Genomic DNA, 14,174 nt, shown 5'->3' on the forward strand with positions numbered 1-14,174 from the left:
ACTATCCTCAGAAATCGAGATCCGCATAATGCGGAACCGGTGTGATACCGCGCACGCGCTCGGAGAGCAGCGGGCGGAAGGAGGGGCGGGACTTCAGCCGCTGATACCATTCCTTGGCGGTCGGCGCGTCCGACCAGTCGATCTCGCCGAGATAGTCGAGCACCGAAACCGTCGCGGCCGCCGCAAGGTCGGCATAGGAGATCCGGTCGCCTGCAAGCCAGGGCCGCGACCCGGCAAGCCACGACAGGTACTTCATGTGCTGGCGGATATTGGCGCGCGAGGTGCGCAGCACCTTGCTGTCAGGTGCGCCGCCGCCCTGGTCCGGCGTCATCTGCAGTTTGAAGATGCGCTCGCGCACCAAGGGGCGCGTCACGTCGGCTTCCATCTTGTGAAGGAACCATTCGGCCAGCCGGCGGATTTCGGCGCGCTGGAACGGATCTTCCGCCAGAAGCCGCCGATCCCGCTTCATGATGCCGTTCGTCTCGTCGAGATATTCCGAGATGATCGTGGCGCCACAAAGCGCCCTCATACTGTCGTCAACATAGACCGGTAACGTGCCCGCCGGATTCAGCGTCAGAAAGTCTCGCCGGTTTTCCCAGGGCTGTTCCTCGGTCAATTCCGTCTGGTAGCCGTATTCCGAAAGGATCAGGCGCACGAACCGCGAAGCGGAGGACATGGGGTGATGGTACAGTGTCGGCATCGATGATCTGGCTTCTTATGGTCTTTTTTCAGGGAACGTCAGCGTGGCGGCGCATGCGTCTGGCCACGGCTCATCAGAAAAAGCTATAGGAACTTGTGGTGGCAAACACAAGCGAATCAGCCTTTTCCTCCCACTCCAAAACTTGTCAGGAAAATCTTATATATGGCGGATCAATCGATCATCAGCGCGCTCGTCCTCGGTCTCATCGAGGGATTGACGGAGTTCATCCCCGTGTCTTCGACGGCGCATGTGCTCCTCGCCGGGCACTTCCTCGGCTTCAGATCGCCGGGCAACACCTTTGCCGTTCTGATACAGCTCGGCGCCATCCTGGCGATCCTGCTCGTCTATTTCCAAAGACTTCTGTCGATCGCACTGGCGCTGCCGACGAGCGTCAAGGCCCGCCGCTTCGTCGTGTCGGTGCTGCTCGCCTTCCTGCCGGCCGCCATCATCGGCGCAATCGCCCATGACTTCATCAAGACCGTGCTGTTCGAAACGCCGATCCTGATCTGTGTCGTGCTGATCATTGGCGGCTTCATCCTGCTTGCGATCGATCGGATGCCGCTGACGCCGCGCTACACCGACGTCATGGACTATCCGCCGTCGCTGGCGCTGAAGATCGGCCTGTTCCAGTGCCTGGCGATGATTCCCGGCACCTCGCGCTCCGGTGCGACGATTGCCGGCGCTCTGCTGATGGGAACGGACAAGCGGTCGGCGGCGGAGTTCTCGTTCTTCCTGGCCATGCCGACGATGCTCGGCGCCTTCACGCTCGACCTCTACAAGAACCGTGATGCGCTGTCGTTCGACGATTTCACACTGATTGCCGTCGGCTTCATCGCGGCGTTCGTCGCCGGCATCTTCGTCGTCCGCTCGCTCTTGGACTTCGTCTCGCGCCGCGGCTTCACGCCATTTGCGATCTGGCGCATCGTCGTCGGCACCGCCGGCCTTATCGGCCTCTGGATGCTCGGCTGAGAACAGCTACTGCATAATTCTCTAAATCGGATCCGATTTAAGGGCGAAATTATGCAGCAAATATAAAGAGATACAGCGTCCTTTGCGCGTCATATTTGACGCGCGGCGCTGTAAAAATAAAACCGCGTGCGTTTCAGATGAAACGCACGCGGTCCCTGGCCCCCGCCAAAAACTTGTAGCTAATCGCCCGATGGGCGCCGGCTTACTTGCCGGAAAGGTCGATCGACGCCGTCGTGCACGGGTCGACGCCATAGGCCGGCGTGCAGCCCTTGCGGCTGCTCGCGACCGTGTTCGGCGCGACGAAGGAGCCAGCCAGAATGATCAGTGCCGCAGACGCAAAAAAGATTGCGATCGACTTGCCCATGGACGCCATGCCTTTCGAGAGTGATGCTGCCGCCGCCGAGACTTACCTGTGATCGGGGCGCGGGGCGGTTTTTATGCGTTGGATATGTCTTGATCAATATCAGGACATGTTGAATCTGCGGTAAATGCCATTCGCTTTTGTCACTGCGGCAGAACTGCAACGCTGTTGCCTTGATGACACAATAAAAAAGCCGCCGGCAGGGCCGGCGGCGATCGAAAGAGGCTTTCTGGGCTGCTGCCTCAGGCGGCGCGGCCGCTGCGTGTATACTGGCCCTGCGGGCGATAGCGCACGAGATAGGTCGACAGGATCGATTCCAGCATCGTCGGCGTGATGCCGATGCCGCCAAGCGTCCGGCCTTCGGATTCGGCCTTGGCCGAGACGATATTGTCGGATTTCAGCAACACCACCTGGTCGGGCGTTATCGGCGGCGTGATGAAGGGGATCATCGACGCGACGCGGCCCATCAGCGAGGCGATGCCGAAGGGCACCGATACCAGCGAGCGCTTGCGATCGATGGTCTGGAGCATGATCTCGAGACATTCGCGGAAGGTGAGGACGTCAGGTCCGCCGAGTTCGTAAATCGTGCCAGCCGACAGCTTGCCGTCGACCGAGCGGGCAACGACCTCGGCGACATCGGTGACATAGACCGGCTGGAACTTGGTGTTCCCGCCGCCGATCAGTGGCAGCGCCGGTGCGAACCGGGCCATTTGGGCGAACTTGTTGAAGAAGCCGTCCTCCGGTCCGAAGACGATCGACGGGCGCAGGATGATCGCGTCCGGCAGCGTTTCCAGGATCGCGGCTTCGGCACGCCCCTTGGTGCGGGCGTAGCTCGATTCCGACTTGGCGTCCGCGCCGATCGCCGAGATATGCGTTAGCTTGGCGCCGACATTGCGCGCGGCTTCCGCAACCGCTCGGGCGCCGAAATCCTGCACGGCGTCGAAGGTGTTGCGGCCGCTCTCGAACAGGACGCCGACGCAGTTGATGACATGGTCGGAGCCTTCGACGGCGCGGTCGACCGACTTGCGATAGCGCAGGTTGGCCTGGACGAACGAGATCTGGCCGACATTGCCGAGCGGCTGCAGGTGGCCTGCAAGATCCGGCCGGCGAACGGCAACGCGGATGCGGTAGCCGCGCTTGGCGAGTGCACGTACGACATGACGGCCGACGAACCCGGATCCGCCGAAAATCGTCACCAGCGGCGGAAGGTTGGACAAGGTCATGGGAAGTGCACTCCTGATCTCATTTGGAAGAATTGTTTGCTACATAGCCCAACAGCCGCGAGAGGTGAAGGCCAATCCTCGCGGCGGGCGGCGTTGCCGTGGTTGGCAACACTCGTCGGTCAGATGCCCTCGACGACCACCATCTCGGCGTCTGCCACCTGTTGGCGGATCGCCGCGGCAATCTGGTACTCGGGGGAATTATAGCAGTCGACAGCGGCCTGAAGCGATGGAAATTCGATGACGACGTTGCGGGCGCGAACCCCACCTTCCAGCCGCTCGAATTCACCGCCGCGCGCCAGGAAATTGGCGCCGTATTTCTCGAAGGCCGGCTTTGCGGCCGCCACATAGTCCTTGTAGCGTTCGGGGTCTCGCACATCGACCCGTGCGATCCAATATCCTTTTGCCATGCTGAACTCCTCGTCTTCAGGCATCGAAAGCAGACGGGAGTGTTACTTCCGGCAAATTCCGGGCAAGGTCAAGCGGAACGGTTGCAGAGGGCGGCGATGTACGAGAGGGATCGCCGACCTGTTGCACGCGGGTGTCACGATCAGCGCGAAAGCGCGCCGTTCATCTCGTCGAGGATGCCGCGCGCGGCGACAAGCGGATCTGCGGCTGCGACGATTGGGCGCGCGACGACGAGGTGGCTCGATCCGGCCTTCAGCGCGTCGGCGGGTGTCATGACGCGCTTCTGGTCGCCCTTCTCGGCTCCGGCCGGGCGGATGCCTGGGGTCACCAGAGCCATGTCGGGGCCGATGATCTTGCGCACCGCGGAGGATTCCTCGGCCGAGCAGACGATGCCGCCCATGCCGGCGGCACGGGCCTGTTCGGCCCGGCGCAGCACCAGCGTGTGCGGGTCGTATTCGTAGCCCGCATCGATCACGTCCTGCTCGTCCATCGAGGTGAGCACGGTAACGCCGAGCAGGCAGAGATCCGATCCCCTGGCTGCCTCGACCGCCGCCTTCATCGCCTTGGGGTAGGCGTGCAGCGTCAGCATCGACATGCCCATCTTGACGATGTTCTCGACGCCCTTGGCCACCGTGTTGTCGATGTCGAGCAGCTTCATGTCGAGGAAGACCTTCTTGCGGCTTGCGGCCAGATCGCGGGCGAACTCGAGCCCTCCGGCAAACACCAGTTGGTAGCCGATCTTGTAGAAGGTCACGTCGTCACCAAGCGTGGTAACGATCTTTTCAGCCTCTGCGATTGTCGGAAGATCCAGGCCGACGATCAGTCGGTCGCGTGCGGTCTCGGTCATGTCGCGGTCACCCCCTGCCAGAATTCCATCGGGGTCCAGTCGCATGTGAGGGCGCGATCCGCAAGACGGAACGCGAAGAGATTGCCGCCGCCGCCGCCCTTCTGGTCGGCGCTTCGGCTGATGGCGGTGCCGCCCAGCTTGCACTTCAAGAGGGTACCGACGCCGCCATGGCCGACGAAAGCGATCGGGATTTTGGCGTCGTGTTCGTCAAGGATACGAAAGACGGCAGCCGAGATGCGGGCCTGCGCGTCGACGGCGCGCTCCCAGCCGTTGAAGCTTTCGTTCGGATTGGCGAAGAACCAGTCCGCCGCCCTCTCGAATTCCGGGGGCGGCAGGAAGCCGGTGGCCGAGCGGTCGTTCTCGCCCATCGTGTCGTCGGTCTCGATCGCGACGCCGGCCGCTCCGGCCAGAAGGTTCGCGGTCTCGATCGCCTTGGTCTCGTCGCTCGAAACGATCCGCCCGAGCGTTCGAACCCACGGCTGCCGCGCCGTCGCTTCCGCTCGCGCATATCCGATCTCCGACAGTCCCCATTTCGGCACGGGAACTGCCGGATCGATCTGCACTTGCGGGTGCGTGATATACAGACCGAACAATGGTGTGCCCTGTCAGTGCGCTTTGCGGTAGACCCAGAGCTGCGCCGGGGGAATGTTGCGCACGACGAAATCGAGATGCTGGATGCTGTAGCGGTCGGGCATGGCAACCACAGGCGACAGCGGACCATAGGAGATCTGCACGACGGGACGGCCGACCGGGATGCGCGACAAAAGATCCACGATCAGCTCGACGCGACGATGCATCGGGAAATTGAGCAGCGGCACGGCAGACACGACGCTGTCGAAGGTCCGGTCCGTCATCGCGCCAAGCGTCTGCTTGAGATCGAACGCGTCGCCGTTGATGAAGTTGACGCCGGCAAAGTTTGCCTTGAGCTGCTGGTAGAAGTCGGTGGAGTACTCGACGGACACCAGATCTTCCGCTGCTAGACCGCGCTCCAGGATCGCCTTGGTGATGACGCCGGTTCCGGGGCCGAGTTCAAGAACCGGCAATCCGGAATGGGGATTGATGACGCTCGCCATGCGGCGGGCGGTGACGGAAGACGTCGGAAGGATTGCCCCGACCGCCTTCGCATTGCTCATCCACCCCTTGAAGAAACGGATCTCCTCGTCGAATTTCCGGCCAAGCCGTTCCTTCACCTTCACGCGCAAATTCATTGAACCCCTCAAAACCGTCGTCCTCTCATACGGATCGTCCGGTTCCGCTGATTCGAGCGGGGAACGGACATTGCAGACATAATGTGATCCCATCTGCGGCAAAAACAAGTCTGTCTACGCCTGAAAGCGTCGTCTTATCAACAGCACGCGAATATCAGCGCCAACAAAAAACCCGCCACGCGCGGCGTGACGGGTCTTAATTTTTCACCGCGGCACGGGCGGCTAAACCCGCATCGGCATCAGCACGTAAAGCGCGTCCTCGGCCGCCAGATCGCGCACCAGCGTCGGCGAGCCCGGGTCGGCCAGCATGAAGATGGCGTCGGTTCCCGTCAGCTGCGAGGTGATGTCGAGCAGGTATTTTGCATTGAAACCGATTTCGAGCGGGTCGTGCTCGTAGCCGACCGGCAGCTCTTCCGTCGCGCTGCCCGAATCCGGGTTGTTGACCGTCAGCGTCATCTGGCCGTCGGCCAGCGCCAGCTTCACGGCGCGTCCGCGTTCGGAGGAAATCGTCGAAACGCGGTCGACGGCCTGGGCGAAGGACTGGCAATCGACGCGCAGTTCCTTGTCGTTGTTGGCCGGTATAACGCGCTGGTAATCCGGGAAGGTGCCGTCGATCAGCTTTGAGGTCATCACGATCGAGCCGATCGTCAGGCGAATTTTGGCGTCCGATACTTCGAGCGTCACGATGATATCGGGGTTGTCGAGTAGCTTCTGCAGTTCGCTGACGGTCTTGCGCGGAATGATGATGCCCGGCATGCCCTCGGAGCCGGACGGCGCTTCGACGTCGGCGCGCGCAAGGCGGTGGCCGTCGGTTGCCACGGCGCGCAGCTTCAGGTCGCCCTTGCTCTCGACCGTGTGCACGAAGATGCCGTTGAGATAGTAGCGGGTCTCCTCGGTCGAGATCGCGAACTGCGTCCGGTCGATCAGCATCTTCAGGTCGGTCGCCTTGAGGCGGAAGGTGTGGGAGAAGCTGCCGGCCGTCAGGTCGGGGAAATCGGATTGCGGCAGGCACTGCAGTGAGAATTTCGAGCGGCCGGAGGCGACCGTCATCGCTGTGCCTTCGGCGTTGGTCGCCAGCAGCACTTCCGAGCCATCGGGCAGCTTGCGCACGATGTCATAAAGCAGGTGCGCCGGAACCGTGGTGGCGCCGGCCTGTTCCACCTGCGCCGGCGTCGCCTCGGTGATCTCGAGATCGAGGTCGGTCGCCTTCATCTCGAGGCTCGCGCCGTCGGAGCGCAAAAGAACGTTCGAGAGGATCGGGATCGTGTTTCGCCGTTCGACCACGCGGTGAACGTGGTTCAGCGACTTCAGGAGATTGGACCGCTCGAGAGTAATGCGCATGGGATGCTACCGCTTTCAACCGTTGCTGGGCGGGCGAGGCTCCCGCCGCAGCGTCAACTGCGAGTGTCCCGGCCGACCGACCGGAAGGATGTGGACCGGCAAAATGGCAGAAACAGCGCCTGAAAAGCAAGGGGTTTGACTGGCGCTGTCCCCAGATGACGCACCAGCCGGCCGCTTGGCGCCCTTGCTCTGCCATGTCGGCTCACTCATAAAGACTAAAACCGGTCAGCCGGCATCGCCATCAGGAAGCTGCAGTTGGAAAAACATAAGACGTCGGACGCCTCGGATGGGCAGAAGCAGCGCAGCTATCGGCTGCACAATGCCAGCATTCCCGCGCGTCCGCTCGATGTCGCGCTCTATCTGGTGGCGACGCCGATCGGCAATCTTGGCGACATCACCCTGCGGGCGCTTGAAACGCTTGCCGGCGCCGACGTGCTCGCCTGCGAGGACACCCGCGTCACCCGCGTGCTGCTCGACCGTTACGGCATCGTCAACCGGCCCTACGCCTACCACGAGCATAATGCCGACGAGGTCGGCCCGCGGCTGCTGGCGGCTCTTGGCGAGGGCAGATCGGTGGCGCTAGTCTCCGATGCCGGCACGCCGCTTGTCTCCGATCCCGGCTATCGCCTGGCGCAGCTGGCGATCGATGCAGGCTATCGCGTCGTGCCGATCCCAGGCGCCTCAGCCCCGCTTGCCGCCCTTGTCGGTTCGGGCCTGCCCAACGACGCCTTTCTCTTCGCCGGTTTCCTGCCGACCAAGGACAAGGCCAAGCGCGATCGGCTGCAGGAGTTGGCGACGGTGCCGTCGACGCTCATGTTCTTCGAATCGCCGCACCGGATTGCCGCCACGGTGGCGGCTGCCGCCGCCGTGCTCGGCGAAAACAGAAAGGCGGCCGTGTGCCGCGAACTGACCAAGACCTTCGAGGAATTCCGCCGTGGCACGCTCGGCGAACTCAAGGCGTTTTACGACGATGCCGGCGCGGTCAAGGGCGAGATCGTGTTCGTGATCGGCCCGCCGGACGCGCCGCCGGAACCGGAGGCCGCCGACGTTGATGCGCTGTTGACGCGGCTCATCGCCGATATGTCGACCGGCAAGGCGGCGACCGAGGCAGCAAAGCAGACGGGCCTTCCGCGCAAGGAGCTTTACGACCGGCTGCTGGAACTCAAGGGCCGCCATGGCGACTGAAGGGCCGATCGACGCAGGCTTGGGGCTCAGAGGCGCGGTCGGTTCGCCGAGTATCGCGCGGCCCTCTGCCTGATCGTCAAAGGGTACCGCATCGTCGCCATGCGTCATCGCACCAAACTGGGCGAAATCGACATCATTGCGCGGCGGGGTGATCTCATCGCCTGCGTCGAGGTCAAGGCCCGGCGCTCGGCCGACGACGGGGTCTTCGCCGTCACCGGAACGGCGCAGCACCGCATTCGCGCGGCCAGCGATCTCTGGCTCGCACGCCAACCCGATTTCGCCAGGCTTTCCGTCCGTTACGATATCATCACGGTGACACCCTGGCGCTGGCCGCGACACCTGCCCGATGCGTTCTGAACCGGCGCGGGATGAGGGAAAATGATTGCGGTGTTCCGCCCGCATCCCGTCTTGGAACAGATTCGCGAATTTGTAATCGTCCCGACATAAAAGCGTTACCGGCCTGTCATTGAAGGCCACTAGTCCACTGCCATCCGCAACTCGGTGGAGAGGACCAGTCATGTTCAAGAAAATTTCACTCGCAGCTTTCACCCTTGCTTTTTCGGCAACCTCGTCGCTAGCCGCAACCAATATTACCTGGTGGCACGGCATGGCCGGCCGCAACGGCGAGGTCATCAACGAGATCTCGCAGAAGTTCAACGAAGCCCAGAGCGCCTGCGCGCTGACCCCGGTTTCGAAGGGCACCTATGAGGAAGCGCTCGCTTCCGGCATCGCCGCATTCCGCTCTGGCGAACAGCCGAACATTCTGCAGGTCTTCGACGCCGGTGCAGCGACCATCATCAACGCCAAGGGCGCCGTCGTTCCCGCCGAAGATCTGATCATCAAGGCCGGCCACAACTTCGACCGCAATGCCTTCATCGACGGCGTGCGCTACTTCTACGCCGATAGCGAAGGCAAGTTCGTCGGCATGCCGTTCAACTCGTCGGCCCCGATCATGTACGTGAACGACGAAGCCCTGAAAAAGGCCGGCGTCGAAGCACCGAAGACCTGGGAGGAGTTCGAGGCTGCAGCACCGAAGCTGAAAGCCGCCGGCTACATCCCGCTCGTCCAGTCGCAGCTCACCTGGCAGTTCACCGAGAACTTCTTCTCGCGCAACAACATCCAGTTCGCCACCAACAACAACGGCTACGACAGCGTCGCCGACACCAAGCTCAAGGTCACCGATCCGAACCTGGTCATGATGTTCGACAAGCTCAAGGCCTGGAAGGACGAAGGTTACTTCGCCTTTTACGGCGCCGGCTGGAACGACAACCAGAAGGTCTTCGAAGAAGGCAAGGCTGCATTCTGGATCGGTTCGTCCGGTTCGTTCGGCGGCCTGCAGAAGACGGCGCAGATGCCGTTCTCGGCGACGTTCCTGCCCTACTGGAACGCAATCGAGGGTGCCGGCACTAACTCCTTCATCGGCGGCGCGGCACTGTTTGCCATGTCGGGCAAGTCGGACGAGGAAAATAAGTGCGTCGCCGACTTCTTCCAGTTCCTGACCTCGCCTGAAATCCAATACTTCTACCACAAGGCAACCGGCTACGTGGCCATCACCAAGGCAGCCTACGAGCTTGCCCAGAAGGACGGCTACTACAAGGAAAAGCCGGTCGCGGAAGTCGGCATCAAGCAGCTGATGCTGCCGGCCGGCGACTGGTCGAAGGGCTACCGCCTCGGCTTCTACCCGCAGATCCGCGAGATCATGGAACGCGAATACGGCCGCATCTTCTCCGGTGAAACCACGGTCAAGGACGCCTTCGACACGATCGAGAAGGACGGCAACGAGCTGCTCGCCCGCTTCGCCAAGACGGCTGGCTGATCTCGATGACCTCTGGAACGGAAAGCCTCCCCGCACCGCGGGGAGGGACGGGAACGGACGGGCGTCGCTTCGGCGCCCTCCGGCTGTTCGGCGGCAAACCGAAGGACGGCGACGCGACTGCCAAGCGCGTGCAGTTCTCCTCGCCTTACCTGCCCTACCTCTTTCTCGCGCCGCAGCTGGCGATCATCTTCGTGTTCTTCTACTGGCCGTCGATCCAGGCGATCCAGTCGTCCTTTTATCTGGAAGACCCGTTCGGCTTCGGCTCGACCTTCGTCGGCATGGCGAACTACACCGACGTGCTGAAGTCGGGCGAATATCTGGGCATCTCGCGCTTCACGGCGATCTTCACCACGCTCGTCACCTTCTTCGCGCTGTCGATCGGCCTGTTGCTCGCCGTCAAGGCGGATGGGGTCATCCGCGGCAACGCCACCTACAAGACGCTGCTCATCTGGGTCTATGCGATCGCGCCCCCGGTTGCCGGCCTCATCGGCATGATGTTCTTCGACCAGCATATCGGCCCGATCGTCGAGCTTGCCCGCTGGTTCGGCTGGGATATCAAGGTCGGTCTCAACTATTTCGATACGGCTTTTTCGATGATCGTCGTCTCGGTCTGGAAGCAGATCCCTTACAACTTCATCTTTTTCCTCTCCGGCCTGCAGGGTATTCCGGTCGCGGTGCGCGAGGCGGCGGCCATGGATTGCCGCTCGGGCTTCCGCCGCTTCTGGACCGTGATCCTGCCGCTGCTCGCGCCGACCGCCTTCTTCCTTCTGATCATCAATGTCACCTACGCACTGTTCGACACCTTCGGCGTCATCGACGTCATGGTGAAAGACAAGGCGGCGAACAATCCGATCACCCTTGTCTACAAGGTCTACATGGACGGTTTCCGCGGCAACGACCTTGGCGGCTCCTCGGCGCAGTCGGTCATCCTGATGCTCATCGTCTTCGTGCTCACCATCTTCCAGTTCCGCTTCATCGAGCGGCGCGTGCACTACAATTGAGGCGGGGCCGATGTATCGCACCAAGTTTTTCGACCACGTCATCCTCCTCACCGGCGTCTTCATCATGGTGGCACCGGTCGTGGTCGCCTTCATGACGTCGACGCACGAGGCGGCGGATATCCACCGCAACGGCCTCAGCCTCAGCTGGGGCGGCCATTTCGTCGAGACCTACGAGACGGTGCTCACCCGCAAGGGCGGCTTCACCGGCAAGATCACCGGCCTCAACATGATGATGAACTCGATGATCCTCGGCCTCGGCTTCGCGCTCGGCAAGATCGTCTTGTCGATGCTGGCCGCCTATGCGATCGTCTATTTCCGCTTCCGGCTCGCGACCTTCTTCTTCTGGATCATCTTCACGACGCTGCTCCTGCCGCTCGAAGTGCGCATTCTTCCCTCCTACGAGGTGATGAACACGCTGAAGCTGACCAACACCTATACCGGCCTGATCGTGCCGCTGCTCGCGTCGGCGACGGGTACCTTCTATTTCCGTCAGTTCTTCAAGTCGGTGCCGGACGAATTGCTCGAGGCAGCGCGCATCGATGGCGCCGGCCCGTTCAAGTTCTTCATCGACGTGCTGGTGCCGCTGTCGCGCACCATGATGGCGGCGATCTTCATCATCATGTTCGTCTATGGTTGGAACCAGTATCTCTGGCCGACATTGATGACCACGGACGAAGGTTTCTTCACGCTGGTGCGCGGCATCAAGCAGATCCTGCTCGTCTGGGTCGGCTCGAACATCCCCGATTACAACGAGGCCTTTGCTCTGGCGATCCTTGCCATGCTGCCGCCGGTCCTGATCGTGGTGATCTTCCAGCGCTGGTTCATCAAGGGCCTGACGGAAAGCGACAAGTAGACAAAGGAGAGGCGAAGCCGTCTTCGCCGCTTCCTCAAACCGCAATTTACCAACGGAGGCAGCCATGGCGGCCATCACCATCGCCGAGGTCTCGAAGATCTATACCGGCAACGTCGAGGCGGTAAAGTCCGTCTCGATCGATATCGAGGACGGCGAGTTCATCGTGCTTGTCGGCCCGTCCGGCTGCGGCAAGTCCACGCTTCTGCGCATGGTCGCAGGCCTTGAAGGCATCTCGAAAGGCACGGTCAAGATTGGCCCACGCGTCATCAACGAGGTCGATCCGGCTGAGCGCGACATCGCCATGGTTTTCCAGAACTATGCGCTCTATCCGCATATGACGGTCTACCAGAACCTCGCCTACGGTCTGAAGAACCGCAAGACGCCGAAAGCCGAGATCGACGCCCGTGTAGCGGAAGCCGCGCGCATGCTGGAGATCGAGCCCTATCTCGACCGCAAGCCGCGTGCGCTTTCCGGTGGCCAGCGTCAGCGTGTGGCCATGGGCCGCGCCATCGTGCGCAAGCCGGCAGCCTTCCTTTTCGACGAGCCGTTGTCCAACCTCGACGCCAAGCTGCGCGTTTCCATGCGTGGCGAGATCAAGCGGCTGCAGAAGCGCCTCGGCACCACATCGCTTTATGTCACGCACGACCAGCTCGAGGCGATGACGCTGGCCGATCGGCTTGTGGTGTTCAACGGTGGCCGGATCGAGCAGATCGGCCGCCCGCTCGATGTCTACCATCGCCCGGCCTCGACCTTCGTCGCGAGCTTCATCGGCTCGCCCGCCATGAACCTGATCAAGGGCCGCATCGAAGGCTCGCGCCTTTCTGTCGGCACCTACAGGATCGAGCTTGGCGACAGTGCGCCGGTCGAAGGGCCGGTCACCGTCGGCCTGCGCGCCGAGGACCTGCGGCTTGCCGCCGTCGGCGAGGATGCGATGCTGTTTCAGGTCGACTATGTCGAGGAACTCGGCGCGCAACGCCTCGTCCACGGCACCATCGAGGATCAGGCGCTGACCGTGGCGCTTTCTCCCGAAATTCCCTTGTCCGGCGATCTTGCTGTCACGATTGCAACGGGCCGCCTGCATTTCTTCTCGCCCGAGAACGGCAAGCGACTGGAGCGCGGAACGTCTTTCGCCAATACTGCCGAAAGCGCTCGTCCCGTCAGCCTGGAGCCGGCATTGTGATCGAAAAGACTGTCATCAGCCTCACCGTGCCCTCGCAGGAAACCCGCGCCGGTTTCACGGCGATTGAACGTTCGATCGCAGCCCATGATGCCGTGATGGCAGCACTTCCCGAGATGAACAGCATCGAGATCGGCGGCGCGCCGTCGTCGGGCGAGCCGCTTGCCTTTCCGTTTACCATCGCCGCCTGGAACCTGGAGCGCTGCCTGTTTGCGCCGGAAAGTGCCGCGCATCTGGCGGCAACCGACGCGCCGGTCGTGCTGCTCTCGGAAATGGACAACGGCATGGCCCGCACCGGCCAGCGCCACCCGACCGCGGAGGTCGCAGCCACGCTCCAGATGCAATATGCCTACGGCGTCGAGTTCATCGAGCTCGGCCTCGGTTCCGATACTGAACTGGAATTCTGCAAGGACGACTTCAACGAAAAGGGTTTTCACGGCAATGCGTTGATGGCTGCGGTGCCGCTCGGCCGGCCGTTCATGCTCCGCCTCTGGGGCAAACGGCTGTGGTTCATGGATGGCGGCGATCAGCCGCGCGTCGGCGAACGCTTTGCCATCGGCGCGGTGATCGAGACGCAAGCCGGGCCCTTCGTTGCCGTTTCCACCCATCTCGAAAGCGCCACCACGGCGCCCTATCGCGAGCGCCAGGTGAAGGAACTGATCGAGGCGCTCGATGAAGCCTTCCTGGCCTTGCCTGTGCTGATCGGCGGCGACCTCAACACCGGCAACCACGCTGGCGGTGATTTCGAGGCCGAAGGGCTGTTCACCACGAGCGCTGCGCGCGGCTTCACCCGCCATGGCGGGCCGATCGAGCTGATGACGACCCGCCCCAGCCTGATCACGCGCTGGCCGGAGCGGGCGATGAAACTCGACTGGTTTCTGTCACGGGGCTTGAAGATCGGCGAAAGCGGGATCATTCCTTCGCTCGACGCGGACGGCCGTCCGCTTTCGGATCATGATCTCATCACCTGCGTCATCGAGGGCTTTGAATAGCCTTGCCGCTGAAGCGCTCGATGCTTGGCGCTCGAGCCTTGCCTAAGGCGAGTCCGCATTCTACATGTTGCGGGCATTTCTAGAGCGGGATGAGGA

Annotated in this window: 15 protein-coding genes and 1 pseudogene; 8 read left to right on the forward strand and 8 right to left on the reverse strand. The window is 62.2% G+C overall.

Going from position 1 to position 14,174, the window contains the following annotated elements:
• Window positions 1–7: 7 nt before the first annotated feature.
• The gene (locus tag ASD52_RS12725) at window positions 8–700 is read right to left on the reverse strand and encodes a glutathione S-transferase family protein (protein ID WP_025425606.1); all 693 of its coding nucleotides are present in this window, start codon (window positions 698–700) and stop codon (window positions 8–10) included.
• 162 nt (window positions 701–862) lie between these two features.
• On the opposite strand from ASD52_RS12725, the gene ASD52_RS12730 reads away from it, so the two are divergent.
• Window positions 863–1,669 (forward strand): undecaprenyl-diphosphate phosphatase, encoded by an 807-nt coding sequence (locus tag ASD52_RS12730; protein ID WP_025425607.1) that lies wholly within the window; start codon window positions 863–865, stop codon window positions 1,667–1,669.
• A 202-nt stretch (window positions 1,670–1,871) separates the two neighbouring features.
• On the opposite strand, the gene ASD52_RS39300 is transcribed toward ASD52_RS12730, so the two are convergent.
• The 7 genes from ASD52_RS39300 to dnaN form a co-directional block, all read right to left on the reverse strand.
• On the reverse strand, window positions 1,872–2,033 hold the full coding sequence (locus ASD52_RS39300) for a hypothetical protein (RefSeq protein WP_025425608.1): 162 nt from the start codon (window positions 2,031–2,033) through the stop codon (window positions 1,872–1,874).
• Window positions 2,034–2,272: 239 nt separating this feature from the next.
• A complete protein-coding gene (locus ASD52_RS12735) occupies window positions 2,273–3,253 on the reverse strand; it encodes a complex I NDUFA9 subunit family protein (protein WP_025425609.1) in 981 nt (326 codons plus the stop codon).
• 119 nt (window positions 3,254–3,372) lie between these two features.
• On the reverse strand, window positions 3,373–3,660 hold the full coding sequence (locus ASD52_RS12740; RefSeq protein ID WP_025425610.1) for a DUF1330 domain-containing protein: 288 nt from the start codon (window positions 3,658–3,660) through the stop codon (window positions 3,373–3,375).
• Window positions 3,661–3,800: 140 nt separating this feature from the next.
• Entirely contained in the window at window positions 3,801–4,505 is a 705-nt protein-coding gene (gene pyrF / locus ASD52_RS12745; protein WP_025425611.1) for an orotidine-5'-phosphate decarboxylase, read from the reverse strand.
• A complete protein-coding gene (locus tag ASD52_RS12750) occupies window positions 4,502–5,098 on the reverse strand; it encodes a histidine phosphatase family protein (RefSeq protein ID WP_025425612.1) in 597 nt (198 codons plus the stop codon). The genes pyrF and ASD52_RS12750 overlap by 4 nt, the downstream gene beginning before the upstream one ends.
• 12 nt (window positions 5,099–5,110) lie before the next feature.
• On the reverse strand, window positions 5,111–5,713 hold the full coding sequence (gene pmtA, locus ASD52_RS12755) for a phospholipid N-methyltransferase PmtA (RefSeq protein ID WP_025425613.1): 603 nt from the start codon (window positions 5,711–5,713) through the stop codon (window positions 5,111–5,113).
• A gap of 222 nt (window positions 5,714–5,935) precedes the next feature.
• On the reverse strand, window positions 5,936–7,054 hold the full coding sequence (gene dnaN / locus ASD52_RS12760; RefSeq protein WP_057204315.1) for a DNA polymerase III subunit beta: 1,119 nt from the start codon (window positions 7,052–7,054) through the stop codon (window positions 5,936–5,938).
• Between the two features lie 255 nt (window positions 7,055–7,309).
• On the opposite strand from dnaN, the gene rsmI reads away from it, so the two are divergent.
• The 7 genes and pseudogenes from rsmI (at window position 7,310) to ASD52_RS12795 (ending at window position 14,078) form a co-directional block, all read left to right on the forward strand.
• Complete coding sequence (gene rsmI, locus ASD52_RS12765) at window positions 7,310–8,239, forward strand: 16S rRNA (cytidine(1402)-2'-O)-methyltransferase (RefSeq protein ID WP_025425615.1); 930 nt, start codon at window positions 7,310–7,312, stop codon at window positions 8,237–8,239.
• A 12-nt stretch (window positions 8,240–8,251) separates the two neighbouring features.
• Window positions 8,252–8,596 (forward strand): annotated as a pseudogene (locus tag ASD52_RS12770) (YraN family protein); the annotation flags it as partial.
• 160 nt (window positions 8,597–8,756) lie between these two features.
• Window positions 8,757–10,055 carry an extracellular solute-binding protein gene (locus ASD52_RS12775; protein ID WP_025425617.1) on the forward strand — a complete coding sequence of 433 codons (1,299 nt, stop codon included), beginning with the start codon at window positions 8,757–8,759 and terminating at the stop codon, window positions 10,053–10,055.
• A gap of 5 nt (window positions 10,056–10,060) precedes the next feature.
• Complete coding sequence (locus tag ASD52_RS12780; RefSeq protein WP_025425618.1) at window positions 10,061–11,056, forward strand: ABC transporter permease subunit; 996 nt, start codon at window positions 10,061–10,063, stop codon at window positions 11,054–11,056.
• A gap of 10 nt (window positions 11,057–11,066) precedes the next feature.
• Window positions 11,067–11,909, forward strand: a complete 843-nt coding sequence (gene ugpE / locus ASD52_RS12785) for a sn-glycerol-3-phosphate ABC transporter permease UgpE (protein WP_025425619.1) — start codon at window positions 11,067–11,069, stop codon at window positions 11,907–11,909.
• Between the two features lie 64 nt (window positions 11,910–11,973).
• Entirely contained in the window at window positions 11,974–13,089 is a 1,116-nt protein-coding gene (locus tag ASD52_RS12790; RefSeq protein WP_025425620.1) for a sn-glycerol-3-phosphate import ATP-binding protein UgpC, read from the forward strand.
• Window positions 13,086–14,078: an endonuclease gene (locus ASD52_RS12795; RefSeq protein ID WP_025425621.1), complete on the forward strand. Its 993-nt coding sequence runs from the start codon at window positions 13,086–13,088 to the stop codon at window positions 14,076–14,078. The genes ASD52_RS12790 and ASD52_RS12795 overlap by 4 nt, the downstream gene beginning before the upstream one ends.
• Window positions 14,079–14,174: the final 96 nt, after the last annotated feature.

The organism is Ensifer sp. Root142, from assembly GCF_001426785.1.
Taxonomy (GTDB): Bacteria; Pseudomonadota; Alphaproteobacteria; order Rhizobiales; family Rhizobiaceae; genus Ensifer; species Ensifer canadensis.